28 protein-coding genes are annotated in these 25,540 nt (G+C 45.5%); 20 read left to right on the top strand and 8 right to left on the bottom strand.

Going from position 1 to position 25,540, the window contains the following annotated elements; all coding sequences use genetic code 11:
- The first annotated feature begins 4 nt into the window (after positions 1 to 4).
- Together yigB and OH459_RS25035 are read left to right on the top strand one after the other, a co-directional pair.
- Positions 5 to 721, top strand: a complete 717-nt coding sequence (gene yigB / locus OH459_RS25040) for a 5-amino-6-(5-phospho-D-ribitylamino)uracil phosphatase YigB (protein ID WP_005430399.1) — start codon at positions 5 to 7, stop codon at positions 719 to 721.
- Between the two features lie 138 nt (positions 722 to 859).
- Entirely contained in the window at positions 860 to 3,346 is a 2,487-nt protein-coding gene (locus OH459_RS25035) for a bifunctional diguanylate cyclase/phosphodiesterase (protein WP_269989278.1), read from the top strand.
- Between the two features lie 110 nt (positions 3,347 to 3,456).
- Here OH459_RS25035 and OH459_RS25030 read toward each other — a convergent pair whose 3' ends face one another.
- Positions 3,457 to 4,053 carry a tRNA-uridine aminocarboxypropyltransferase gene (locus OH459_RS25030; protein WP_269989277.1) on the bottom strand — a complete coding sequence of 199 codons (597 nt, stop codon included), beginning with the start codon at positions 4,051 to 4,053 and terminating at the stop codon, positions 3,457 to 3,459.
- A complete protein-coding gene (locus OH459_RS25025; RefSeq protein ID WP_101904405.1) occupies positions 4,053 to 5,603 on the bottom strand; it encodes a COG3650 family protein in 1,551 nt (516 codons plus the stop codon). The genes OH459_RS25030 and OH459_RS25025 overlap by 1 nt, the downstream gene beginning before the upstream one ends.
- Before the next feature lie 41 nt (positions 5,604 to 5,644).
- On the opposite strand from OH459_RS25025, the gene OH459_RS25020 reads away from it, so the two are divergent.
- Positions 5,645 to 6,115 (top strand): EVE domain-containing protein, encoded by a 471-nt coding sequence (locus OH459_RS25020; RefSeq protein ID WP_005452022.1) that lies wholly within the window; start codon positions 5,645 to 5,647, stop codon positions 6,113 to 6,115.
- Positions 6,116 to 6,184: 69 nt separating this feature from the next.
- Here the strand turns inward: OH459_RS25020 and OH459_RS25015 are convergent, their stop codons facing one another.
- Both OH459_RS25015 and OH459_RS25010 read right to left on the bottom strand, forming a co-directional pair.
- Positions 6,185 to 7,009 (bottom strand): Cof-type HAD-IIB family hydrolase, encoded by an 825-nt coding sequence (locus OH459_RS25015; RefSeq protein WP_005452021.1) that lies wholly within the window; start codon positions 7,007 to 7,009, stop codon positions 6,185 to 6,187.
- A gap of 171 nt (positions 7,010 to 7,180) precedes the next feature.
- Entirely contained in the window at positions 7,181 to 8,170 is a 990-nt protein-coding gene (locus OH459_RS25010; protein ID WP_050939631.1) for an alpha/beta fold hydrolase, read from the bottom strand.
- 65 nt (positions 8,171 to 8,235) lie between these two features.
- On the opposite strand from OH459_RS25010, the gene rhtB reads away from it, so the two are divergent.
- The 6 genes from rhtB (at position 8,236) to arsJ (ending at position 13,550) form a co-directional block, all read left to right on the top strand.
- Entirely contained in the window at positions 8,236 to 8,850 is a 615-nt protein-coding gene (gene rhtB, locus OH459_RS25005) for a homoserine/homoserine lactone efflux protein (RefSeq protein ID WP_005452019.1), read from the top strand.
- Positions 8,851 to 8,878: 28 nt separating this feature from the next.
- On the top strand, positions 8,879 to 10,102 hold the full coding sequence (locus OH459_RS25000) for an EAL and HDOD domain-containing protein (RefSeq protein ID WP_005452018.1): 1,224 nt from the start codon (positions 8,879 to 8,881) through the stop codon (positions 10,100 to 10,102).
- 102 nt (positions 10,103 to 10,204) lie between these two features.
- Positions 10,205 to 10,540, top strand: coding sequence for a metalloregulator ArsR/SmtB family transcription factor (locus OH459_RS24995; protein WP_005452016.1), 336 nt, complete (start codon positions 10,205 to 10,207; stop codon positions 10,538 to 10,540).
- 27 nt (positions 10,541 to 10,567) lie between these two features.
- Complete coding sequence (locus OH459_RS24990; RefSeq protein ID WP_005430364.1) at positions 10,568 to 11,569, top strand: ArsJ-associated glyceraldehyde-3-phosphate dehydrogenase; 1,002 nt, start codon at positions 10,568 to 10,570, stop codon at positions 11,567 to 11,569.
- 11 nt (positions 11,570 to 11,580) lie between these two features.
- Positions 11,581 to 12,075 carry a cyclin-dependent kinase inhibitor 3 family protein gene (locus OH459_RS24985; protein ID WP_005452015.1) on the top strand — a complete coding sequence of 165 codons (495 nt, stop codon included), beginning with the start codon at positions 11,581 to 11,583 and terminating at the stop codon, positions 12,073 to 12,075.
- Positions 12,076 to 12,332: 257 nt separating this feature from the next.
- A complete protein-coding gene (arsJ, locus tag OH459_RS24980) occupies positions 12,333 to 13,550 on the top strand; it encodes an organoarsenical effux MFS transporter ArsJ (RefSeq protein WP_047517565.1) in 1,218 nt (405 codons plus the stop codon).
- Positions 13,551 to 13,639: 89 nt separating this feature from the next.
- Here the strand turns inward: arsJ and OH459_RS24975 are convergent, their stop codons facing one another.
- Positions 13,640 to 14,020: a cystatin domain-containing protein gene (locus tag OH459_RS24975; RefSeq protein WP_047517562.1), complete on the bottom strand. Its 381-nt coding sequence runs from the start codon at positions 14,018 to 14,020 to the stop codon at positions 13,640 to 13,642.
- Positions 14,021 to 14,270: 250 nt separating this feature from the next.
- Here OH459_RS24975 and OH459_RS24970 point away from each other — a divergent pair, with 250 nt between their 5' ends.
- Entirely contained in the window at positions 14,271 to 15,284 is a 1,014-nt protein-coding gene (locus tag OH459_RS24970) for an acyltransferase (RefSeq protein WP_269989274.1), read from the top strand.
- Position 15,285: 1 nt separating this feature from the next.
- Here the strand turns inward: OH459_RS24970 and OH459_RS24965 are convergent, their stop codons facing one another.
- Entirely contained in the window at positions 15,286 to 15,615 is a 330-nt protein-coding gene (locus OH459_RS24965; RefSeq protein ID WP_009695938.1) for a DUF2500 domain-containing protein, read from the bottom strand.
- Positions 15,616 to 15,856: 241 nt separating this feature from the next.
- Between OH459_RS24965 and OH459_RS24960 the strand changes: the two genes are divergently transcribed.
- From OH459_RS24960 to OH459_RS24945, 4 genes are all read left to right on the top strand, one after another.
- The gene (locus tag OH459_RS24960) at positions 15,857 to 16,222 is read left to right on the top strand and encodes a hypothetical protein (RefSeq protein WP_005430355.1); all 366 of its coding nucleotides are present in this window, start codon (positions 15,857 to 15,859) and stop codon (positions 16,220 to 16,222) included.
- A 1,020-nt stretch (positions 16,223 to 17,242) separates the two neighbouring features.
- A complete protein-coding gene (locus OH459_RS24955; protein WP_269989269.1) occupies positions 17,243 to 17,863 on the top strand; it encodes a lysoplasmalogenase in 621 nt (206 codons plus the stop codon).
- A 69-nt stretch (positions 17,864 to 17,932) separates the two neighbouring features.
- Positions 17,933 to 18,154 carry a YecH family metal-binding protein gene (locus tag OH459_RS24950; RefSeq protein WP_005452009.1) on the top strand — a complete coding sequence of 74 codons (222 nt, stop codon included), beginning with the start codon at positions 17,933 to 17,935 and terminating at the stop codon, positions 18,152 to 18,154.
- A gap of 112 nt (positions 18,155 to 18,266) precedes the next feature.
- Positions 18,267 to 18,851 (top strand): YhgN family NAAT transporter, encoded by a 585-nt coding sequence (locus OH459_RS24945; protein ID WP_005452008.1) that lies wholly within the window; start codon positions 18,267 to 18,269, stop codon positions 18,849 to 18,851.
- 65 nt (positions 18,852 to 18,916) lie between these two features.
- On the opposite strand, the gene OH459_RS24940 is transcribed toward OH459_RS24945, so the two are convergent.
- Both OH459_RS24940 and rsmD read right to left on the bottom strand, forming a co-directional pair.
- On the bottom strand, positions 18,917 to 19,183 hold the full coding sequence (locus OH459_RS24940; protein ID WP_005438504.1) for a DUF1145 domain-containing protein: 267 nt from the start codon (positions 19,181 to 19,183) through the stop codon (positions 18,917 to 18,919).
- Between the two features lie 25 nt (positions 19,184 to 19,208).
- Positions 19,209 to 19,808, bottom strand: a complete 600-nt coding sequence (gene rsmD / locus OH459_RS24935; protein ID WP_005452007.1) for a 16S rRNA (guanine(966)-N(2))-methyltransferase RsmD — start codon at positions 19,806 to 19,808, stop codon at positions 19,209 to 19,211.
- Positions 19,809 to 20,031: 223 nt separating this feature from the next.
- Between rsmD and ftsY the strand changes: the two genes are divergently transcribed.
- The 6 genes from ftsY (at position 20,032) to glpG (ending at position 25,515) form a co-directional block, all read left to right on the top strand.
- The gene (gene ftsY, locus OH459_RS24930; protein WP_269989263.1) at positions 20,032 to 21,252 is read left to right on the top strand and encodes a signal recognition particle-docking protein FtsY; all 1,221 of its coding nucleotides are present in this window, start codon (positions 20,032 to 20,034) and stop codon (positions 21,250 to 21,252) included.
- A 22-nt stretch (positions 21,253 to 21,274) separates the two neighbouring features.
- Positions 21,275 to 21,949 carry a cell division ATP-binding protein FtsE gene (gene ftsE / locus OH459_RS24925; RefSeq protein ID WP_005452005.1) on the top strand — a complete coding sequence of 225 codons (675 nt, stop codon included), beginning with the start codon at positions 21,275 to 21,277 and terminating at the stop codon, positions 21,947 to 21,949.
- Positions 21,939 to 22,907 (top strand): permease-like cell division protein FtsX, encoded by a 969-nt coding sequence (gene ftsX / locus OH459_RS24920; protein WP_005452004.1) that lies wholly within the window; start codon positions 21,939 to 21,941, stop codon positions 22,905 to 22,907. The genes ftsE and ftsX overlap by 11 nt, the downstream gene beginning before the upstream one ends.
- A gap of 175 nt (positions 22,908 to 23,082) precedes the next feature.
- Positions 23,083 to 23,940: an RNA polymerase sigma factor RpoH gene (gene rpoH, locus OH459_RS24915; RefSeq protein WP_005452003.1), complete on the top strand. Its 858-nt coding sequence runs from the start codon at positions 23,083 to 23,085 to the stop codon at positions 23,938 to 23,940.
- 412 nt (positions 23,941 to 24,352) lie between these two features.
- Positions 24,353 to 24,673 carry a thiosulfate sulfurtransferase GlpE gene (gene glpE / locus OH459_RS24910; RefSeq protein WP_269989259.1) on the top strand — a complete coding sequence of 107 codons (321 nt, stop codon included), beginning with the start codon at positions 24,353 to 24,355 and terminating at the stop codon, positions 24,671 to 24,673.
- Positions 24,673 to 25,515, top strand: a complete 843-nt coding sequence (glpG, locus tag OH459_RS24905; protein WP_269989258.1) for a rhomboid family intramembrane serine protease GlpG — start codon at positions 24,673 to 24,675, stop codon at positions 25,513 to 25,515. The genes glpE and glpG overlap by 1 nt, the downstream gene beginning before the upstream one ends.
- Positions 25,516 to 25,540 lie beyond the last annotated feature (25 nt).

Here is a 25,540-nt window from a genome sequence, read left to right as displayed (position 1 = left end):
TCTCATGAAATTCTACCGCCGTATTGCGCCTGTAAAGGCGATGACGTTTGACCTTGATGACACCCTCTATGATAACTATCCAGTGATAGTTCGTATGGAGCGTGAGTTGTTGTCTTGGCTTAAACTCCATCATCCGGCGGTCGCTCACATGGATAAAGCCGATTGGTTTGCACTCAAGCAACGTGTCGTGCAGCAACAACCTGAGCTGAAGAGTGACGTCACTTTGTGGCGCTTAGTACAACTTAAGCAAGCCTTCTCTCAAGTTGGATACGATAACGAAGCGGCGCATACCGCTGCGCAAGCCGCAGTCGAGGTTGCTTTAGACTGGCGTAACCGTTTTGAAGTACCACAGCAAAGCCTCGATGTACTTGCTGAACTCGGGCAAGAAATCCCGCTGGTAGCAATCACTAACGGTAATGTGGATTTAGATCGAATTGGTCTTACGCCTTATTTCCAGCAAGTGCTGAAAGCAGGACCGGATGGCAGCGCGAAACCTGCGCCGGATATGTTCACCAAAGCGCAGCAGTTTCTGGATTTGCCTAGTGAGCACATTCTTCATGTCGGCGATCATCTGGTGACGGATGTTCAAGGTGCAAAACTCGCGAGTTTTGCCGCATGCTGGTTTAATGACATGAATAAAAATGTCATTACTCAGGCAAAAACGCGAACGTTACCTGACATTGAAATCAATAACTTGCAGTCGTTACTCGCGCTTTTGTAATCACTTTCGCATTAATCCATTCAATCTTCATTCTGACTCTAGAAAAGCCGTCTAAAGCAACGTAAATTACTCTCATCAAAGTAAAATAATAAAACCACTTCCATGTGGTGTGGCTTGATGACGGCAGTGGTAGGGTAAATGCGAGCATTCTCTCAACTGGTTCAAAATGTGGATCAGCTTAATGACTTTTTAGTCACTTCTCAGTGTTGTGCAGATAAACGTTATCTGGTGCAACTCTTATCCACCCAATCACGCGACTCCGCCGTCTCGCTCGCTCGGGCAATACTCGAAAGATTACCCAACACGCACATCATCGGTCACAGCACCCGTCACGTTATCTTGGAAGGTGAAATCATCAACCATGGCTGCTTAGTGTGTGTGATGGAGTTTGAACACACCACGCTCACGTCTGCGGTTCAGCATTATTCCTTCTCGCCAGATATCGACGGCTACGATCTCAAGCAAGCTTTACAGCTGCAAGATAACTCCAAAGCCATTATTAGCTTTTCTGTCCAAATCGAACGCCGTGACTATCCGGTGTATCGCGTATTTGATGCCGACGGTCCGAAGGTTTCTGGCGGTTTGGCTCAAACCATCGATGACGGTTGTTGGGTTCTGCATCAAGACCAAGTTTATGATGAAGCGGTTGTCGCGGTGGCCTTGCACAGCAATACTTTGAAAACATGGACGAGCGCGTATTCTGAGTGGAACCCGATTGGTATGCCGCATAAGGTTACTCACGCCAAAGGGACGCGCTTGTATCGCTTGGGCGAGCGTAAAGCGTTGGAAGTGTACAAACATTACCTTGCTGACGGGCACGACCTATCGCTCAATCAACTGCTGAATTTCCCACTTTATCGAGAATCCATTGGGCGAAAAGAGGTGTGTGCCGTGACGGAAATCCATCCCGACGGCAGCATGAGCTTCGACCGTCCTTGGTGTTTGGGTGATGAAGTTCAGTTCTGTTACAACCATCCTTCGTTAACGCTTGAGCAAGTTCGCCATGGGGTGGTGGAGCTTTCCATGCATCAACCTGAAGCCGTGATGATTTATAACTGCGCATCGCGACTTGATTTTATTGATAGCAGTGATGAAGTTCGCGCCTTCACGGACATTTCCCACACGTCGGGCAGTTATTGCATGGGTGAGTTGTACGGCGAGAATCACCAACAAGAAATTCTGCACCATAGCCTGACTTACTTGGCGATGCGTGAAGGGGATGAAGTTACTGCGCTTAACATGCCACAGCAAGAAGTGAGCACTTCTATCTCTCCCTTGTTTAGCCTGATCCGCAATGCGATTGGCGATCTAAATAACATGAACGCTCATATGGGGTATCAACTCGATCGCCAAGCGAAAAAGCTAGAACAGAGCTTCCGCCGAGATAGCCGCACAGGATTACAAAATCGTGTTGCGCTGCAAGAGCGTTTGATCAGCATTGATACCGATGAGCATTTACTGACGCTCAAACTGCTTAACTTTAGCCATATCAACGAAAAGTACGGTTATCGCGTTGGCGACCAACTGCTGAAAGACTTGTCGATGCACTTTAGTAATCGCCTGCGTAAACGGCTTGGTAAACCTGCCGCGCTGCAACTTTATAGCATTGGTGTCGGTGAGTGGGCGTTCTTATTCAAAGCTGACGGAAGCAGTGAAATGATTAAGCAACACTTCACTCGGTTTGCTGATGCGGTTGAGCAAACCAACTTTGAACCAAGTGGCTTACGAGATATTGATTACCTTTCGATTTCATTGTGCGGTGGCTTAGTTAGCCGTCGTGATTTTCCAACTGCATCGCCGGATGAATTGCTCCTCAAAGGCATTGAAGCGCGAAGAGCTGGGGTGCGAAGTAATACTCATATCTGTAATGCCAAAGACATTGAGGTCAATGAAGATGTGCGAAAAGAGCAGTTGGGTTGGTTGAGCTGTGTGAGCCGCGCCATTCTCAAGCAGAACATCATTACCTACAGTCAGCCAATTGTGCACGCTTACAACCATCGTCCCGCGAGCCAAGAGTGTTTGGTGCGCATCATGGAAGAGGATGGCAGCATCATTGCGCCGGGGCGTTTCTTACCTATCATTTCTGATACGCATTTGTACACGCGTTTGAGCCGTCACATGATCCGTTCCACGTTGAATTACATGAAGGACAAACAAGGCGACTTCTCAATTAATTTGTCACCTCAGGATTTACTCAGCGATAAAACCTTGATGTTGCTTGAACATGCTATTACTCAGCTGAACGACCCAAGACGGATTGGTTTAGAAGTCTTGGAGTCGGAGCAAATCAAAGACTATGGGCGAATGATTGAGGTGTGCAGTCACTTTAGAAGCCTAGGTGCACGCATCATTGTGGACGATTTTGGTTCGGGTTACTCCAATATTGATGAGATCCTCAAGTTAGAGCCAGAAGTGATTAAGCTCGATGGCAGTTTGATTCGCTATATCGACAAAGACCAAAAACAGCGCAAGATTGCCTCGCAGTTGGTGCGTTTGTGTCAGGTGTTTAACGCTAAGACTGTCGCGGAGTTCGTGCACAACAAAGAGGTGTGCGACATTGCTCAGGACATGGGGGTGGACTATCTGCAAGGTTATTATTTGGGTGAACCGACACGCTTGTTTTAATGTGGCTTTGCTCTAATTGAGCTTAAGAGCTCCAAAGTTTTGTTTCACGTGAAACAGCATTCAATAAAAAACGCAGCGTTAGAGCTGCGTTTTTTTGATTCTTAAGAATGTTAGGCTTTGAGCTCGTGACCACTTTTCTCGGCTTGGAAACGAGGAAGGAATTGCTTGAAGAACGCTAACATTTGTTGCTGGTTTTGCTCTTCACCAAGTTGTCCGAGCAATTGCGCAGCTACTTCAAAGGTACATAGATTACCTTCTTGCTGGTTGCGACGCAGTTGATATTGGGAATCGGCTTGAGTGGTTAAGCCCATCATCGCGACGCCCTCTAGCCAACGGCTTTTATTGATCATCTTGCGCGCCTCTTGCCAAGTTGCATCAAGAATGATGTACAACGGTTGTCTGTTTTGCTCGGTACTTTGTTGCTGTACTTGTTCAAGCGTTAGGCTTTCTTCACTTGGGAATAGCAGTACTGGCAGCAGGCTTGGATTCGCTAGCGTTTCTAATAGCTCCGCTGGTGGCGTTTTTCGGTCCCAAACGACTTGAGTGACATTCAGTTGGCACTGGGCGAGCAGTTTGCCAGTGTTGGTATCGCGCGTCAGTTCATTAGGGTGCATTAACAGCATCAGCGATTGTTCACTGCTTAACTCAGGCAGCAGTGAACAGATGCAGTTGAACTGGAAGGCACAATGTGGACAAAGCTGCGCCATTACAAGCGCACTCCATCACGAACAGGGCTGATGCCGTCTGAGAACAGACGCACGCCGCTGACTTGTTCTTTGCTCGCTTTTGGTGCCAAGCTTGGGTTGATTGGGTAGCTCACGCCTGTGTATTGCATCACGTGTTGCCCCGGTGTTGCACCACCGCCGCTGACATTGAAAATCAGGTCACGCCAGCCGTGCGAGGTTTGTTGACCAAGCATAATTGGGCTTTGTACTAGCGTCATACGGCTGTTGAAGCGCCACTCTTTCTCGTAGTTTTCGAAGATGAGTAGAGTACAGCCGCCAGAGCCACACCAATCAAGTTGCACCAGTAATTCTTCATCACCATCGCCATTCAGATCGTAAGTCAGCCAACGGTATTGGTTATTGCTTGGGTTGGTTTGATTAATGAAAAAGTAGTTACGTACCGCCGCATCCACTTTTGAATTAAATTCGGCACTGGATGGAATGTCCGCAGCTGCAATTGGCGCACTACCGCGTTCAGGCGCTTCTTGCTCAATGCCTGAGTTACGCACTGTTGCTGGGTATAGCACTAAGCCGCCATCGGCAATGGGATAAACCAAATTGCCCACTTTCTCTTTGACTGCTTTCAACTGGTTGCCTTCGCGAGTAAATAGGCGCTCGGTCATTAAGCGTTGTTGCTGGTGGTGAGTCATCAATACTTGTACTTGCGATGGGCTCAGTTGTTGCCAGTAGCCGCGTTCAATCAATGGCGGTTGTCCGTCTGAATAGCTGTATTTGGTGATGGCACTGTGGTCGCTGTTGAGTGTCATTTGCACTTCGAAGCCTTGTGACTGGGTCGACGTCGCGACGTAAGTGTTCACCCATTCTAATGTTGAATCTACGTTGGCTGTCATACCACAGCCTTGATAGGTTTTATCGCCATGCTCTAGTGTTGCTTTCCAGCCGTAGAGAGAGTTGCTCATGGTGTCTGAACACAAGTTCTCGGTCATGCGCAGTTCACCGTCATCCAACTGGTAAGTACGCTGACGAGGTTGCAGTTTGCTGCTTTTGATCTCGAGTGTTTGTGTCGACTTGCCCATTTGCTGGAACTTGAGCGTATTGCCTTCAAAGTTGGCAGCCCACGAAGGTTCATTACCAAATACGCGAGTGGGTTTACTGGTTTGTTTGCAGCGATGCGGATTTTCTGTGGTGAGGAAGTTCACCTGCTCAACCACAAAGTTAGCATCGAAATCTGCAGAGAAACCGTCGATGCCCGGCGGGTTGAGATGACCAATTACTTCACCATACATGGTTTGATAAGGTTCATTGGTGATGGCTACTGCACGTTGGATTTGTTGCGGTGACAGTTGCAGCCAGTATTGTTTGTCGCTGCCACAAGGTGTGATGTACTGGCTTTCATGCCCAATCACTACTTCACCACGCAGCATAAAGGTTTGAGGTAAGATGGTTTCCGGCTTATCTAAGGATGCAGGCGGAGTGGTTGGGGTGTCTGCATCGGACTGCTGCGGTTGCATGCTACATGCTTGCAGGACCAGCAGTGTGGCTAATGCCACTGGGTTTTTCAAAGCCTTCATGTTATATCTTCCTCATTACTTAATCTGCATCGGATGGCATTATGGCATATTGGTTATTTAAAACAGAACCAGATACCTTTTCTATTGACACGCTTCGAACCCAAAAGGTTTCATGTTGGGAGGGAGTTCGTAATTATCAGGCGCGTAATATGATGCGTGACCAAGTCAAATTGGGTGATTTGGTGCTGATTTACCATTCCTCTTGCAAGAACGTGGGTGTGGCTGGTATTGCCAAAGTGACCCGTGAAGCGTATCCCGATCACTTCCAGTTTGACCTTGAGAGCGATTATTACGACCCGAAATCCGACCCAGAAAATCCGCGTTGGATTATGGTGGATATTGAGTTTGTGCGTAAGACTGAACGCTTGATTCCGTTGTCGGTCATGAAGGCGATGCCAGAACTAGAAAACATGCCATTGGTGAAACGCGGCAATCGCTTATCGATCATGCCTGTGAGCGAAGAAGAGTGGCAAGCAATCCTCGGCAAAGAGAAGTTGCCGAGTCAGCGATAAAAGAAAAGGGCTGCATAGTGCAGCCCTTTGTGATTTTGCCGATAACCTGTTGTTGATAGCCAATACAGGTTATAGCAGATGATCTTGTAGGTAGTGTGCAACCGCATCGTCGACGTTGCTGCCGATTACTTCATTGTTTGGTAGTGCTTTCATCACTTTCTCGTGAGATGTGCCCATCACCAATCCTTTACCCGCCATAGATAGCATTTCTACGTCGTTCATGCCATCACCAAAGGCGATGGTGTTTTCCAATGTTAGCCCAATAGACTCCGCGACTGCCTTCAACGCATCACCTTTAGACACACCAGCGCTCATCACTTCCAAACACCAAGGTGTTGAGAATGCGATGTTTAGTTGATCGCCAAATTGCTCACGTAACTTAGTTTCGAAGGTCACAAGATGGTCGTGATCTTTTGCTGGGTGAGTGAAGAAGATTTTCGCAATGCCATCAGTTGGTGCGTTGTCTTGATCGTACAACTTATAAGTGAACTCTTCATGGAATTCGCGTAACTCATCGTCATCTTTGTTCAACAACCAGTCGTCGTTTTGATACATGTGGATAAGTATTTCAGGATCCGTTTTGATCGTGTCGATCACTGATTGAACCAAATCTTCAGGTACGTTCTGGCTGTACATCTCTTGATCATTCTGGTCGTGCACACGTGCTCCGTTCGAAGTAATCATATAAGCCGGAATACCTACTGTGCGACGAATGCTTGCGACGTCTACGTGGTGGCGACCCGTTGCAAAGACAAATGTGTAGCCTTGTTCATGCAGCGCTTTGAGCGTCTCTTTCGAGTAAGCGCTTAGCTGGTGGTTTGGTGCGAGTAAAGTGCCATCCAGATCTGAGGCAACGATTTTAGTGATCTCTTTGCAAGGTAGCGATGTGCTCATGAAGCCCTCGTAAACGGTTCGGATAGAGTAGAACAGGTTGATTGCACACGGAGCGCAGTAGATTGACTAGATCGTACTGCTCCGAGTGCGGGGAACATGATGAAGTCTACGCCAAAATAAGGAGGAAAAAGAGGGTAAATCGCTGAGCTCGTATTTCCTCTTTAATCTGATTTATTGGCTGTGCTCACGCATGAAGGCAAAAACCGCATCAAGTGCTTGGTTGCGATACTGGTCTTTTTCAAACAAGATTTCGTGCTCTGCGCCAGCAATAGAAACTAGGCTGGCATTGGGGTTAGTCTTACTTAGCTTATCGATAAAGCGTTGCTGCGCGGCGTTACTCACGATGCGATCGTTACCTGATTGAACCAATAAAACCGGAACTTTAATTTGGCGTGTCAGCAAAATACATTGCTTGGCTGCCATCAAGCCTTGCCATACCCAGCGTGTGCTTGGACCGCCCACTTGTAGCTCTGGTTTATCGCGGTATAAACCACGGAACCAGTGATAACGATCGTAGCTTTGGCTAAGTGGGTTATCTTCAAACGGCTTTGGGTAGTATTCCTTATGACCTGGCGCATAGCTTGGTTGCGGGGAAACCGCTGCAAGGATTTGCGTGACTGGAATCGCGATAGGGCTGAGATACCAAGGAAGGTTGATACCAAACATCGGAGCACTCAGAATCAAACCGTCAAAGTTGTGGTCTGGGTGAGTTTGCAGGTAACGTGTTGCAATTGCACCGCCCATCGAGTGGGAAATGACAAAGCGCTGCTGGTATCCACCCAAGTCGAGTTGCTGCAGTACCAATTCCATATCGTCAATATAATCATTAAAGTCATAGACGTGACCCATGTCTGAGTCTGGTAGCAGGCGATCTGATAAACCTTGTCCTCGGTGGTCAAACGAATACACGTCATAACCTTGTCGATATAGGTCGTAGAACAGTTCTTGGTATTTCCAGGAGGCTTCAATGCGACCGTTGACGATCAGTACGGCTTTGGTGTGTTCGGGATTGGTGAGTTTGCACCAGTAGATTTTCTTTTTCTCTGTCCCTTTTACAAAGCCTTCTTGGCGTTCTTGCCAAAGTGCTGCGATCGGACCACCTATTGCTTGCTCAAATAAGGTCTCTTGAGTATAAGTCAAAGGTGAATGGTTAATAGCCATTAGTCGATTACCTGAAGATACGTTGTTTACGCGATGTATCATCGAAGAATTATTGAGGAAATGCAATGGATACCCATGTTTGGTTAGCCTATGTGGTAACTGCAATCGTTTTTAGTCTGGCTCCGGGATCTGGCACCGTCAACTCAATCAGTAATGGTTTGAGTTACGGCACGCGCAAATCATTGGGTGCTATCGTTGGTTTACAGATTGGTTTGGCAATTCATATTGCTTTGGTTGGCGCTGGCATTGGTGCTTTAGTCGCGCAATCGGCAACGGCATTTACTGTGATCAAATGGGTTGGTGCAGCTTACCTTGTGTGGCTCGGCATTCAAAAGTGGCGTGATACATCCGGCTTGGTTGCGACCGAAAGTCACCAAACCATGTCAGGTACTTCTCTGTTGTACAAAGCCATTCTTATCAACCTGACTAACCCGAAATCGATCGTATTCTTGGTGGCACTGTTTCCACAATTTATCGATCCAGCGAAAGACCAACTAACTCAGCTGTTGGTATTGGGCGTGACGACGGTGACCATTGACGCGTTTGTGATGCTGGGCTACACCAGTTTGGCCGCACAAATGGGACGCTTTATTCGCTCAGATAAGATCATGGGCAAAATTAATAAAGTATTCGGTTCAATGTTCATGGGATGTGGTGCATTATTAGCGGCAGCTAAGTAACAAGTTATAAAAAGCACAATAATTTCGAATGAAAAACGCATATGTCGCCCGCCAGCCAATCTTTAACCGTAAAAGACAGACGCTGGGATATGAGTTGTTGTTCCGTGATGGTGAAAGTAATGCCTATCCTGCGCACATCGATTCAAACAGGGCGACATACCGATTGATAGTAGAGAACTTTCTCTCTGTCGGAACCAATCCTCTGATTGCATCTTCACGATGCTTCATCAATTTTCCTCACCAAAGTTTGCTGCGTCGGCTGCCAAGAAGCTTGCCGAAAAACAAAATCGTGGTTGAGGTACTCGAAACCTGCCAACCAACCGATGAGCTGCTTGAAGCCATTCGCGAACTGTACCGTGAAGGCTATTTGATCGCGCTTGATGACTTCACGTTGACTGATGAATGGCGCCGGTTCTTACCGTATGTCCATATCGTGAAACTCGATATCATGGCGATGGGGCTAAAAAAGGCATGCGACTTAGTTAAGAAGCACACTAAAAAGCGCACCAAATACCATTTCTTAGCTGAGCGAGTAGAAACCGAAGCTGAGTTTGAAGCGACCAAAGAGGCAGGCTTTAAATTCTTCCAAGGCTACTTCTTCAGCAAGCCTGAAGTGATGCAGACTAAATACGTGAGTCCCGAGCAAGTGTTGGCGCTCAAGCTATTTCGAGAAGTGTGTGTCCCCGATCCAGACTTTGACCGGATTGAAAACATCATTACTCAAGATGTCACGCTGTCGTACAAGTTACTGCGTTTTGTGAATACACAATCGACCACGTTAGAAGTGACCATCACTTCATTCCGCCAAGCTTTGATTTACCTTGGGCAAGAGAAGCTCAAAATGTTTGTCTCACTGGTGGTTGCGTCATATATCTCCGGGCAGAAGCCGCGCGAGTTGTACAACTTATCTTTGCAACGCGCTCAATTCTGCGAAGCTATGTCGCGCTATCAACCTTTTGCGCATCTCAACGAGCAGGGTTTTATGGTTGGCTTGTTATCGATTCTCGACGCCATGCTTGATTTGTCTGTGGAATCTTTAGTGGGACAGCTGCCTTTAAGCCCTTCCGTGCAGCAAGCCTTGTTGCATCGCCAAGGTGAATACGGCGCGTTGTTGGCAATTGAGGAATGCTACGAGCGTGCCGATTGGGCAGGCGTGGAGCAATTCTCCCAGCAACTCGGACTTTCTGTGGATGATGTTAAGTCTGAACTTGGCGAAGCCGTTCGCTGGAGCCAGACCTTTTCTGGCGCCTAATCTGATCAAATATTAAACTTTTATTACAGTCGATCACGATCGCTTGACGTTATTCTATTTTTAAATAACCATATATGAATATCCATATATAGGTATGTAAGTATGCTTCCACATCAGTTTTTCAAACTTCTTTCCGACGAGACTCGTGTGCGTTGCTTAATGCTGGTGGTTCGTGAAGGGGAAACTTGTGTTGGTGATTTAGCCCATGCGCTACAACAAAGCCAACCAAAGATTTCTCGCCATCTGGCTCAGCTAAGATCAAATGGTATTTTGGTTGATAAACGTCAGGGGCAATGGGTGTACTACGAGCTGTCAGATCAATTACCGGGATGGATGCAAAAATTGATTGATGACTTGGTAGCCTCGAATTGCTTGAAGCAAGAGTACCAAGAAGATATTTCACGTTTGCACGACAAAGCTCGCGCAGCGTGCTGTTAACCAGCGAAAGCTTAAAGGTAGAAGATTATGACGATTAAAGTAGGTATTAACGGTTTCGGTCGAATTGGTCGTTTGGCATTACGCGCAGCGTTTGATTGGCCAGAACTAGAGTTCGTACACATCAACGATGTAGCGGGTGATGCGGCGACTCTGGGTCACTTACTTGAGTTCGATTCAGTTCAAGGTCGTTGGAACCATGCAGTGCAAGTTGAAGGCACAGACATGGTGATCAACGGTAAGCGCATCACGACTTCACAAGAGCGTGATATCGATGCTGTGAACTGGGGTCAATGTGATGTTGTGATTGAAGCAACGGGCGTTCATCGCAAAACCTCATTCCTAAACAAATACCTAGAGCAAGGCGTAAAACGTGTTGTTGTTAGCGCACCAGTAAAAGAAGACGGCGTAGCTAACATCGTAGTGGGTGTGAACGACCACATCTTCGACCCTGCGCAGCACCGCATCGTAACCGCAGCGTCTTGTACAACGAACTGTATTGCACCTGTTGTGAAAGTGATTCACGAAAAACTGGGCATTGAACAATCGTCATTCACAACGATTCACGATTTAACTAACACACAAACGATTCTGGACGCGCCGCACAAAGACCTACGTCGTGCACGTGCATGTGGCATGAGCCTAATCCCAACCACAACGGGCAGTGCAAAAGCGATTGTGGAAATCTTCCCTGAGTTGAAAGACAAGATTAACGGTCACGCGGTTCGTGTTCCTCTGGCAAACGCCTCACTCACTGACATTATTTTTGATGTGAAACGTGATACCACAGCAGAAGAGGTTAACGCATTACTGAAAGAAGCTTCTGAAGGCGAGCTAAAAGGCATCCTTGGCTTTGAAGAGCGCCCATTGGTTTCTATTGATTACAAAGGCGACCAACGTTCAACTATCGTTGATGCGCAATCAACCATGGTAGTAGGTTCTCGTATGGTGAAGATTTACGCTTGGTACGATAACGAAATGGGTTACGCGACGCGTACTGCAGAATTGGTTCGTAACGTTGGTATGGCATAAGGAGCTTTAAGATGTCTCATCCTACATGGCAATTAGATTTAGAAGCGGGCGCTTTGGTACTGACTCCATGTCCAGGCACCAAAGGTGTTGAACTGCAAGCTTCGCTAGAGCAGCTAAAAGCGCAAGGCGTAGAAGCAATTGTTACTGCTCTTGATAATGCTGAATTAGCAGCAAAAGACGTGTCTGCGTTGGGCGAATTAACCCAACAATTGGGTATGAAATGGTTCCAAATTGAGATTGAAGATGATTGTGCTCCGGGCGAAGAGTTCGCTGAAAAATGGTCACAAGCGAGTCCTGAACTGCACGCGATTCTTGCTCAAGGTGGTAAGGTTGCAATGCACTGCATGGGGGGCTCTGGTCGCACAGGTTTGTTCGCTGCGCACCTACTGTTAGAGAAAGATTGGGCGCTAGAAGACATCGTGCGTGAAGTGCAAGCGCTGCGTCCTGGTGCTTTCACAAAGCCTGTACAAGTTGAGTACATCGAGCGTGTAGCTCAAAACGCTTGATCAGCTTATAGAGCTTTTGGAACATCATGATCCAAAAGCTCTCTTTATGCCGTGATGGCTTACCAATTTATGTGATTCTTGTTTATTGGTTTTACATTTAAACTATTGTTTATTAATAAATAATATTTAGATTTTCATCAGTTCTTGTTTCACAATTTAGCGCCAGTATTGAGATGGCTCAATGCTGGTGTTCAGGTCATAGAGCATTTGGAACATCATGATCTAAATACTCTAAATGCTGTACATCTGAGGTCGTTATGATTTCAAAACTAAGCAAAAGTATCCGTCAGTATATGCTGGTGACGTTCAACTATTGGAACTTCACCGTGACGGATGGTGCACTACGTATGCTGGTGGTGCTTTACTTCCATGACTTAGGTTACTCAAGCTTAGCCATTGCTTCGCTGTTCCTTTTCTATGAATTTTTTGGCGTAGTGACCAACTTGGTTGGCGGCTGGCTAGGTGCTCGACTTGGTTTGAACAAAACCATGAACGTCGGCTTAGGGATGCAGATTTTCGCCTTGCTGATGCTGGCAGTGCCCAATGCTTGGTTGACCATTCCTTGGGTAATGGCTGCGCAGGCAATTTCGGGTATTGCCAAAGACTTAAATAAGATGAGTGCCAAGAGCGCGATCAAAACTTTAGTGCCAGACGAGCAACAAGGTGCACTTTATAAGTGGGTTGCGATCTTAACGGGCTCGAAGAATGCACTGAAAGGTGCGGGTTTCTTTGTTGGTGGTTTATTGCTATCAGCGTTTGGTTTCCAAACTTCGATGATCATCATGGCAAGTGTGTTGGCGATTGTCTTCGTGTGCAGTTTAGTTTGGTTAGAAGCGGATATGGGTAAGGCGAAGAGCAAACCTAAATTTCGTCAGATTTTCTCTAAGTCAGAATCGGTGAACATCCTTTCTGCAGCGCGTATGTTCCTATTTGGTGCTCGTGATGTGTGGTTTGTTGTTGCACTGCCGATTTACCTTGGCAGCGTATTTGGTTGGGATCACCTGATGGTGGGCGGCTTCCTGGCAGCTTGGGTGATTGCTTACGGATTCGTTCAAGGCTTTGCACCTCGTATTACCGGTAAAGCGCAAGGTCGAGTGCCAGATGGCAGCGCGGCATTAATTTGGGCTGGTATCCTTGCTGTTATCACTGGTGCAATTGCTTACGGCGTGCAGATTGGCTGGCAACCAGAACTGGTCATTGTGGTGGGCTTGATGATTTTTGGTGCCGTATTTGCGGTGAACTCATCTTTGCACTCTTATCTAATCGTCAGCTACGCAAAAGGCGACGGTGTTTCATTGGATGTCGGTTTCTATTACATGGCGAATGCGATGGGACGTTTGATCGGTACGGTTCTTTCTGGTTGGATTTACCAAGAAGCAGGGCTTGCTGCATGTTTGTGGGTGTCCTTTGCCTTCTTAGCGCTGACAACGGTCATTTCTATCAAGCTACCAAAAAACAAAGTAGCTACGGCTTAAATCGATTTACGAGTTAGAAATAAAAATGGCTCCATATTGGGAGCCATTTTTGTATTTACGATTCAGTATCGCAAATCAGTAAATCTTGGTTATGGGCAAAGGCGACCTTGCTGTGCCGGTTGCGTCATTTCCATATCACCTTTTAACGAACGGTAAACGATGGTGTTCCAGACTTCGCCATTGTCCATTTCGAATTCAATCGCGTAGTTAATGCCATTCACGACTTGAGTTCGTACGCTCAAGATTTCTTTTAGTTTAGCAGCGGTATTCATCTGCCCAAGAACAAAGTCGAGCGCTTGCTGAGCCTCAGGTGTTACTTCACCTTGTGACCAGCCGCCAGCAAGATTTTCCGCGCTGCAGATAGGGTTCGCTTCCGATTGCGATTGTGTTGGTGCCACGGTCTCTTCCTTTTGATTACATCCAGCTAAAGCCACTACACAAACCAGTGATGCTAATAATGTTTTCTTCATAAAGACCTCTCTTAATAATCTGTCCAGCATCCTAATGGAAAGAAACGGCTAAATCTGTTTCATATCCAAGAAAGCTTAGGGCTGGTGATCCTATTTGTACAATAGGATTTGTCGCTAACTATTGTGCAAATCAATGTTATTAGAGCTTCATAGCTGAGTTAAAAATAAGCAAAAACAGATTGTTAACTATTTAACTGAGCGAAAATTACCCTATGCTATAGACGTGAAGTTACACAAACTAGGAAAGGGTATGAGAGAAAGGGTTCTGTTTTTCGACTTATTACGTTGTGTCGCTGCTGTGGCAGTGATCGCTATTCACGTGTTAGCGCCATATCGTAATGAATTGGGCGTGATTCCATTCGATCAATGGGCGACGGCAGTAGGAGTGAACAGCGTGACGCGTTGGGCGGTGCCAGTGTTTATTTTGATAACTGGTGCATTGATGCTCAGCGATACGCGTCCTTTTGATGCCAAATACTACGTCAAACGACGTTTAGGCAAAGTGCTGGTGCCTTTTTTGGTTTGGTCGATGTTTTACGCGTATTTATCGGGTTGGACAGCGCAAGGTTTTGATTTTGCCACGGTAAAAGAAGTGGTGAGTAACAGTCCGTATCATGCAACTTATTATCACCTTGGTTTTTTCTACTACTTTATTCCACTCTATTTTGTGATTCCGTTGTTTCAATGGATGGTTCGCAATGTCGATGACAACGTTATTTACACCTATTTAGCGTTTTGGTTGTTCACGAGCACCTTATTCCTATTCAAAATTGATGGACCATGGAGTAATCAATATTGGCTTTACATGGGGTATTTACCGTTAGGCTATGTGTTGTTTAAGAAAATTCCATTAAACCGTTCCGTTGTGACGGCGTTTACTGCGTTTGGGTTGGTGGCATTAGCAGTGACGTTTACTATGGTTGTGACCAACAGTTTAGAAGCAGACAAATACACAGTAGGGCGCTGGTTCTCATACAAAACATTGAATGTGATTCTCGCAGCATCGATGATTTTTATGTTGTGTCGTTACTTTGGAGAGGGCTTGGCACCGAAAGCGCAAAAAGTGGTGAGTTTTATTAGCCAGCACAGTTTAGGTATTTATCTTCTTCACCCAATCTTCTTATGGCCGATGAAAACATTCGGTTGGTATCAAGGTCACCCTGCATGGGTGATTCCTGTGTGGATTGTATTGAGTGGTGCTGGAGCCTTGGCGATGAGCTATCTGTTCTCCAAGTCCGCCAAGACTCGCTGGTTGCTACCGTAGATTAGCGCTTTAAGGCGAAATGTAAGAACTTATCGCCACGGTAAGTCAGTGTGCCTTTATCACCCGGATTGAGTGCGTGGTAATAGTGCACACCGATTTGAAATTCGCGTTTTGGTCCAATCGAACCGCGTTGTACATAAATCCAATATTCTTGATCGTCTTGACCTGGCTCTGCATCCGGTACTTCTATTGCTTGTTTGTCTAAGATGGTCACTTGAGCACTTTGCTCAGGTGCATCTTCGCCAAAGTAATGTTTGCTGTAGAAGCGGAAAAACGCCCATGCGCCGAGCGCAATCAGAGCGAACAAAGCCAAAATAAGTGAGATTGGCATGATAACCTCCAATGTTTCATTGGCACCTATTTTACAGAACTCCCTGATTAAACTATGAGTTGAGATAAATTATTCGTGATCTAGTAAAAGCGTCGTAGATTTTATTCGGCGCACTTCACATTTTATATGCGTTCAAGAGCACAATTTAAAAGGAAATTTGCACCTTTTGGCTCGAAAAAGTTCTAAATTTATAGAAGAATGAAATGACTGACGAAGGAAGGGTCAAGTAAGGAGGGTTACGATGTCAGATATTGAGAAAGTAGTCATGCGTACCCGAACGATCGAGAAACTTCTGCGTACGCAATACCACGCGGAAGGGAAAGGGTTACATCAGCTTATCACTAGTTGTGAAGAGCGCTTGCCGCATGACGTTGTTGCCAAGTTGCGGTTTATTGCGACTGTAAGAAACAAGGTTGTTCACGAAGAGGATTACAAGCTGGACGATCGAAAAGGTTTCTTAGCTGCGTGCGATGCATGCGAAAAGGAGCTGACACCACGAAGTTCACGCTTTATTTGGCGAGCGGCGATTTTGTTAATGGCCTTGATTACGCTCGCTGCACTTGGTTTCTACTACATGCATTGGGACATTCTGGTTAAGCATTTGTAGACGATAAAATTTGAATAATAAAAAAGGGACGCGAAAGCGTCCCTTTTTTATTTTAAACAGTAACTTAGTACATCATTGGCAGTGTCATTAAACCAACAACCACTGCAATCATTACCAGCCCTTGTTTTTGAGAAGAAGAAATCATAACACTACCCCTAAAATCATTGATGAACTCGATGTAAATAATATAGCACTGTTTTTGAGCTTTGATCAACTTCAAAGCGGAAAAGTTTTCAAAACTCGCACTTAACTTAAGTGTTTTTACCCTAAATTGACTAATAAAACTGTGTTTTTTGTGCTGTTCTTTAAGTGTTCGACTTGTTGTTTTTCTCTTCTTTTTGTTTTTAAGTATATGATTTTAATGTGTTAAATATGAGTAATCTTATGGTGAAATAGTGTTTCTTGTCTGGGTGGTGATGTTGGTTGACTATTTTTGCTGAATTTCTCAAAAGTTGAGAAAATTAGGTTTTGTGCTAATGAAGTGAACACTTATGGACGTCTATTTCGTCTTATTTTTCCTATCTAATGAGAAAACTACAGTATCAAAAGGCTTTAGCTATAATCTACAATAGCTAAGGTTAGGTTTTTATCGCTTTTGTTGACTATTCTTTTTTATATCATGTGGTTAGGTGTGGTTGTTTGAACTTTTAACCTGAGGTTTTACTACTCTGGTAGTTACGAGTCTTGTTATGGAACGGTGTTTTTAGCTTTCTGAGTGGTCAGAGGTGGTGGATTTGGTTTTTGTGTCGGTTATTTATCCATAACGGTTGCATGGCGAACAAATTGGCGGTTTGTTTTTCAATTTATTGAAAGTCAGCGAATTTATTTCGCTGCCGTTGATTACTTTCACTAAATCATTCACCTCAATGATTGCGAGAAAAACGATAACCATTAATTGAGTAAGTTGCGGCTACAAAATGTTGCGATTCGCTATCGAGATCCAACTTTCACTGATTGCATCTTTACATCAAGATTGGTCTACCTAGACTAGCGGCGAGATTACGTGAAAGGTGTATCGGCATGTGGAGTTGGTTAGCGATAGGGCTATCGGGGATGTATTCCGTGTTGGGGGCGAAACAAGCCAATCCAACGCAGTCTCTCACATTTAAAATCTTTACTCTGCTATTGCTGCTGATTTTGGCACTGACCGAAGGTTCTTCAGCACCACACACATATTGGATCGTTGGTGGTTTAGTGGTTTCGATGTTTGCTGACACTCTTCATTCATTTAAATCTCGCAAACCTCTTTATTTCGCGGGGTATCTCCTAGCACAAATCTGCTATAGCAAATCATTTTGGGTTCAGCTCAATGGTGACATCGTTTGGTGGTTGTTAGCTCTGCTTCTCGCAGCAAGTATCGTCGCATTTTTCCTACTATTGCCACAATTGGATTCCATGGTCTTTCCGGTCGTGATTATGGGCATTATGCTAGTTCAATTGGCTTGGGCTGCGGGAGAGGTGTGGTTACAAGTGCCGAGCTTTGCTAGTGCGCTCGGGTTTAGCGGCGCCTTAGTGATGATTTATTCCGCCTTAGCTTATGCAATACATGGTTATCGTAAGCCGATGAAACGCGCCTATGTCTGGGTGAGTGGCAGCTACTTTTTTGCTCATGCGTTAATTGTTGCCTCTATCATTTACTAACTCAGGTCAAAGTACCTCGTCTTTTTTTCAGTAAACTGGACGAATTCAACTTGATGACCGGAGTCAATAATGACTGAAATTCATGCTCACAATCTACTGAACCTACTTCGTGAAACCCCAATGAACCGTGATGAGCTTGCGGGTCACTTTGGTTCTGAGGCACGCTTTCATACCTGTAAGCTGAATGATCTAGACTTAGATGCATTGCTAGAGTTTTTGCTAAAGCGAGAAAAAGTACGCGAGCTAGAAGGTAAGTTTGTCGTAAACATGGCGCGCGTTTGCAATCACTAAGCGGCGGTTAAGCGTTGTTCTGTGAAGGCGATAAATGCATTTCGCCTTCAAACATATATTCATGTAGTCACTTTGTTATACTGGCCGCCAATTTTCCTGTCGAGGTCAGAACATGGACATTCTTTCTGCAGCGACCATGCTGTTTCTTATTATGGACCCGCTCGGCAACTTGCCGATTGTGCTATCCATTCTCAAACATCTCGATGCAAAGCGTCGTCGCAAAGTACTGATCCGTGAGTTAGTGTTTGCCTTGATGATTTTGATGCTGTTCTTATTTGCAGGGCAGAGCATCATGAGCTTCCTTCATGTTCAGCCTGAAACCTTGAGTATTTCTGGTGGTATCATTCTGTTTATCATCGCCATTAAGATGATTTTCCCAAGTGCTGGCAGCATTACTGGATTGGCTGCCGGCGAAGAGCCGTTTATTGTACCAATGGCTATCCCGATGATTGCGGGACCTTCGGTGATTGCAGCGCTGCTTTTACTTTCTTCTCAGCATCCCGATAAGATTATGGAGCTGTCTGCCGCCGTGTTAATTGCTTGGGGCGCGACTTTCTTTATTTTGATGTTCTACAGCTTCTTCCACCGTATCCTAGGAGAGCGTGGTTTAAAAGCCGTTGAGCGATTGATGGGACTACTGCTAGTGATGATATCTACCCAAATGTTCCTTGATGGGGTGAAGAGCTACATGGGCTGAGCCATTACCGAGATGATAAATACAAAAAAGCCGCTCTTATGAGCGGCTTTCGTTTCTCTGTCTTATTACATCATGTGCTTACGACGAATATCGAGCAGAGCAAAAATACCAAAAATCAAAATGGAGTACTTTTCCCATGCGCTCATCTTAATCTTGTCGCCAAATGCACCAATGAAGATCGCCATTTGCAAACCGTGCATGATGAACAAGAAAGCGGTCATGATGTACAACGCAATCGCTGCTTTACCAGGGAATGGCATAAAGAAGTTGAGGATCAACACGAACCAGACAAAGGCGATGGCCGCTTTAGCCAGTATCAATAATGCTTTCATTTAACTATCCTTTTAAATCGAGGCTTTAAGCTGGTGAGCGTTCGTATAAACGGTAGCTCACTTGACCTGCGGTTTTCTCGCGGTGTAGGTGCCAGCTCTCTGGTAGCCCAGCAATGTTCAGCTCTTTTTCAGTTTCAATATAAATCATCGCATCTTCAGCAAGCCAGCCGTTTTGCTCTAGCAAGGTCACGGTTTCATCCAATAATCCTTTGCGGAATGGCGGATCGATGAATACTACGTGGTGAGGTGTCCCTGGTTGCTGCAAAAAGCTAATTGCATCAGTGTTCACTACTTGAATGTTGTTGGCATTCAAGGAAGTTACGTTCTTTTGCAGTTGCTGAAATGCTTGTGGATTTAGCTCAATCATAGTTACTTGGTCAGCTTGGCGTGAAGCTGATTCAAAGCCTAAACCGCCTGAGCCCGCAAACAAGTCGAGACACTTCGCCTGCGGTACATCTTGAGCTAACCAGTTAAACAGGGTTTCTTTTACGCGATCCGTGGTTGGGCGTAAGCCCTCTGCATCATGAACAGGGAGCTTTCTACCTCTCCATAACCCACTAATAATGCGTACAAAGCCCGTTGTTGGCGTTTTTTGTGATGAGTTTTGCTGGCGACGTCTTACCATAGATTTTTTGACCGCTAATAAAGTGATACTATACCCAATCGCCCAAGCTTTGAGCTTGGATACAGCCCAGAATATTCAAGATGACAGAGTGTAACACTAATAAGATTAGATTTACCTAATTGGAAAGTTTTCACAACTTTGTCATTCGCCTTTTCTGTAAAGTTAATATTCTTGTCAGAAAAGAGTCATTAATAGATAAGAAGACAATCTAGGATAGCCCCAGATGACGGAAAAAAAGAAGCGCGGATTACTTTCGTGGCTAGGTTTTGGTGATGAAGAGCAAAGCCAAAAACCGACAACTGAAGAATCAGTAAAAGAAGAAGCAGCGGAAGCTCCTGCCGCCGAGCAACAACCAACAGAAGACGTTGCCGAGCAAGCAGAAGAAAAAACAGCGGTTGAAGCGGAGCCGGAGAAAGCCGAGGCTGCCCCAGCAGAAGCAGAAGCAGAAGCAGAAGCAGAAGCAGAAGCAGAAGAGCCACAAGTACCAGTTGCACCTCGCGTTCAAGAACAAGAAAAACCAACCGAGAGCTTCTTTGCTCGCCTGAAGCGTAGCCTAAGCCGCACAAAAGCAAACATCGGTGCGGGTTTCTTTGGTTTGTTCAGCGGTAAGAAGATCGATGATGACCTTTTCGAAGAGCTAGAAGAACAACTGTTGATTGCTGATGTAGGCATGGAAACCACCACAAAAATCATCAACAATCTGACTGAAAAAGCCTCTCGCGGTGATCTTAAAGATGGTGAAGCACTTTACGGCCTGCTGAAAGAAGAGATGGCAGAAATCCTTGCGAAAGTAGAACAGCCTCTCGAAATCGACAGCAGCAAAACCCCTTATGTTATCTTAATGGTTGGCGTGAACGGTGTCGGTAAAACCACCACAATCGGTAAGCTGGCGAAGCAATTCCAAAACCAAGGTAAGAAAGTCATGCTTGCGGCGGGTGATACCTTCCGTGCGGCAGCGGTTGAGCAGCTACAAGTATGGGGTGAGCGTAACAACGTTCCTGTGATTGCTCAGCACACTGGCGCGGACAGTGCCTCGGTTATCTATGATGCGATTGAAGCGGCAAAAGCGCGTGGCGTCGATGTCGTGATTGCCGATACTGCCGGTCGTCTACAAAACAAAGCGAACCTAATGGAAGAGCTGCGTAAGATTGTACGTGTAATGAAGAAGATTGATGACTCAGCGCCACACGAGATCATGCTGACGCTAGATGCAGGTACAGGTCAAAATGCAATTAGCCAAGCGAAACTTTTCAGTGATGTTGCCCCTCTAACCGGGATTACATTGACTAAGCTGGATGGTACAGCGAAAGGTGGCGTGATCTTCGCTATCGCTGATCAGTTCGAAATCCCAATTCGCTACATTGGTGTAGGCGAAGGCATCGAAGACTTGCGTCCATTTGAAACTCAAGAGTTCATTGACGCTCTGTTTAGTCGTGAAGAGTAACAAGAGTTAGAGGAAATCAACGGTGATCAAATTTCAGCAAGTGAGCAAAGCTTACCGAGGTGGTCGACAAGCCTTACAGAAAGTCGATTTTCACCTTCGACGCGGAGAAATGGCGTTTTTAGGTGGGCATTCCGGGGCAGGTAAAAGTACCTTGTTGAAACTGATATGTGCGATAGAGCGACCAACCGATGGCAAAATCCATTTCAATGGTCACGATATCACTCGTATCCCAAACAAAGACATTCCCTTCTTGCGTCGCAATATCGGGATTGTTTTCCAAGATCACCGTCTATTGATGGATCGCAGTGTGTTCGACAACGTTGCACTGCCGATGCGCATCGAATCGATTTCTGAAAACGAAATCAAACGCCGTGTTTCTGCGGCGTTGGATAAAACGGGCTTGTTGGATAAAGCCCGTTGTTTGCCAAGTCAACTTTCGGGTGGTGAACAACAACGTGTTGGTATTGCACGCGCTGTCGTAAACCGACCAACCCTACTGGTGGCCGATGAGCCAACTGGTAACCTTGATCCAGAGCTGTCTAACCGTGTGTTACGATTGTTTGAAGAATTTAACCGTGCTGGCGTAACGATTCTCCTTGCGACGCACGATATCGGGTTAGTAAACACTCGCCCACAATATCGCCATTTTGAATTGAACCAAGGCTTCCTAAGTGAGGTAGAAGACTATGGTAGGTAACAAGCGCACCCAGAAGAAAGGGAAAGGTCGCAGTGCCAAGCGTGCAAATACCGATGGTTTTTTCTCTGTCCATGCAAAACAAGCAAAATCTTCTTTTGGCGCGTTATGGCGTCGCCCTTTAGGTAACATTCTTACCTTAGCTGTTATTTCAGTGGCATTAGCGATGCCTGCTTGCTTGTACTTGCTGGGTAAAAACGTGGCGAGCGCAGCACAAGATGTCGCTTCACCATCGCAAGTTAGTGCTTACTTAGTAGAAGGCATGCCTGATGCGCGTGTGATGGTGTTAAAAGACCAAATCGAAACGTGGCCTTTGGTAAAAGAGGTGGAATATATTTCGCCGCAACAAGGTCTATCTGATTTAAGCCAATACGCTGGCTTTGACCAAGCGTTGAGTCTGTTGAGTGGTTACGCACTACCAGGCGTGTTGGTGATCACACCTGATTCAGAAGTAAAGAGTGATATTCAGTCGATAGCCAAGCAAGTCCGTGAGCAACAAGACGTTACTGACGTTAGGCTCGATGAAGATTGGCTGGCGCGTCTTGATGCCATAAAAACCCTTGCTGGTATTATTGTCATCACCCTGACAATACTGATGTTAGGTGCTGTATTTTTAATCGTCGGCAATACATTGCGCTTTAATGTGCTGGCGAACAAAGAAGAGATTCAAACCATGAAGCTGATTGGTGCGACCGACGGTTTCATTCTGCGTCCTTACCTGTACACGGGTATGTGGTTCGGTGTGCTGGGGGCGAGCATTGCTTGGTTAGTCACCGCATTGATTACTGTGGTGATGAACAATGCCGTTGAGCAATTGGCTTCACTATACGACAGTCAGTTCCGCTTGATTGGTCTGAGTTGGGATGAATCTCTGCTATTAATTATCACTGGTAGTTTACTGGGTTGTATCGCCGCACGAGTATCCGCGCAGCGTCATCTAAAAGAAATTGAACCAGTTTAGGTGATAAAGGTCTTATACTTGGAATTTATTAGCACAAGCTAATTTTTACCTCTTGTTTAGACAATTTGTTTATGGATAATTACTCGCCCTTCTTGAAACTTGTTCATTTTAAGTTCAAGATGGCCAAGCTAAATTGCAATGTAATGCTCCAGATCAGAGATTGATGAGGAATTGAATGACAAAAGAAGCGTATCCGATGGCTCTAGTCACGCAAGATAGCCTTGATAGCTATATCCGTTCTGTAAACAGCTACCCAATGCTAACTGCAGACGAAGAGCGTGAGCTTGCAGAACGATTACACTACAAGGGTGAAATTGACGCGGCGAAAGGCCTTATCTTGTCACACCTACGATTCGTTGTTCACGTTGCTCGTGGCTACTCAGGCTACGGTTTGCCAATGGCAGATCTAGTACAAGAGGGCAACATCGGTCTTATGAAAGCAGTTAAGCGTTTTAACCCTGAAGTGGGTGTACGCTTGGTTTCTTTCGCTGTTCACTGGATCAAAGCTGAAATCCATGAATACGTATTGCGTAACTGGCGTATTGTTAAGATCGCGACAACCAAAGCGCAACGTAAGCTGTTCTTCAATCTACGTAAGTCGAAAAAGCGTCTAGGTTGGTTCAACAACGGTGAAGTTGAAACCGTAGCTCGTGAGCTAGGTGTCGAGCCTTCAGAAGTACGTGAAATGGAATCGCGTCTAGCGGCAGTGGACTCAACGTTCGATATGCCAATGGATGACGACGACAATGTAAACTCGTACACAGCGCCAATGTTGTACCTAGAGGACAAATCGTCTGATGTAGCAGATAATATTGAAGCTGCTAACTGGGAAACGCATACTAATAATCGTTTAGGTCACGCTCTTGCGAGTTTGGATGAGCGTAGTCAACGTATTGTCCGTTCTCGTTGGTTGGATGACGAGAAAGCAACACTTCAAGATCTAGCGGATGAGTTTGGTGTATCTGCCGAGCGTATTCGTCAGCTAGAAAAGAACGCGATGAAGAAACTGAAACTTGCTGTCGGTGAGTTCTAACTTTCGCTTCTAATCTAAAGTAAGATTTTCATAGAAAGCCGAGATCATGTGATCTCGGCTTTTTTGTTTTCGATCGAAAATCGATAGTGTTTGCGATCTAATTTATCTGTGCTACCTGTGTATAACTCTGTGAAGTAATTATTCATCAACTGTTCGAAAGCCGGACTAAATAAGGCTTAGGCGTGGTTTTTCACTTGGGGATAGTTGTAAATATACACACAGTTAGATCAAGATCATTACTACATCTTGTGGATCAAATGATCCAAATATACTTTATCAACGCAATTCACAGATTTATCCACAAACGGTGCGAATGTGTACAGCTTTCAATGACCTGACTATCTCTGTGTCTAAGTTTGGCTTTGGATAGGTTACAATGGCGTCAATAACGAAAACGACATAGAGAAAGTAAATGGACCAGTTTCAACATATCGATGTTCAAGGCGCTCAGGCATTGCTCGAACAAGGTGAAGCAAAACTTGTAGATATTCGTGACCCTCAATCTTTTGCTGTCGCGCATGCAGAATCCGCTTTTCATCTGACTAATGATTCGATCGTTCCTTTCATGGACGATGCGGAATTCGAACAACCAATCCTAGTGATGTGTTACCACGGCATCAGTAGCCAAGGTGCGGCACAATATTTGGTTAACCAAGGCTTCGAACAGGTGTACAGTGTGGATGGCGGCTTTGAAGCCTGGCAACGAGCAGAACTACCGATAGTGAGAAGTTAATGAAGAGATTGGTAACGTTAAATAATCCACGTATGGCGCAAGCCTTCATTGATTACATGGCATCACGCAAGATTGATATTCAGATGATGCCGGAAGGTGAAGGACAGTTTGCACTTTGGCTGACGGATGCGCAGCATGAAATTGAAGTCGAAACCGAGCTAAAACAATTCTTAGCCAATCCATCAGCGTCGAAATATAGCGCCGCTTCGTGGGACGTTGCCGATACTCGTAAGAGCAAATTTCATTATTCCAGCCCGAGCATTATGGGTATGGTGAAAGCTAAGGCGGGCCCAGTGACCTTGCTGATCATGGTTGTCTGTGCCGTTATCTACTTTTTGCAGATGTTCGGCTTTGGTGATGGTGTGTTTGCTTTATTGCATTTTCCTGCGTTCGAAGGGCAGCAATGGCAGCTCTGGCGCTGGGTTAGCCATGCGTTATTGCACTTCTCTGTTACCCATATTGTGTTCAACCTCTTGTGGTGGTGGCAATTGGGAGGTGATATCGAGCGCCGTTTAAGCTCTGGAAAGTTACTGCAAATCTTCCTTATTTCTGCAGCGCTCTCCGGCGCGGGTCAGTTTTATGTTGAAGGAGCAAACTTCGGCGGTTTATCTGGTGTGGTTTATGCGCTACTTGGTTACTTGTGGATCCTTGGTTACCGTTGTCCACATCTTGGCTTAACACTTCCTAAACCTATTATTGGCTTTATGCTGGTGTGGTTGGTTCTTGGCTATGTTCAACCATTTATGGCGATTGCCAACACGGCCCACTTAGTTGGCTTACTTTCTGGTATGGCGATAGCGTTGTTTGATTCTGGTAAACAGAAATACCAACAAACCTCCTAAGTTAATGATTTACAGACACCAACAA

It is taken from the genome of Vibrio sp. MM46, from assembly GCF_027587135.1.
In the GTDB taxonomy this organism is placed as follows: Bacteria; Pseudomonadota; Gammaproteobacteria; order Enterobacterales; family Vibrionaceae; genus Vibrio; species Vibrio harveyi.
Note: the sequence above shows the minus strand (reverse complement) of the source record. Positions and strands in the feature narration are given on the sequence as shown.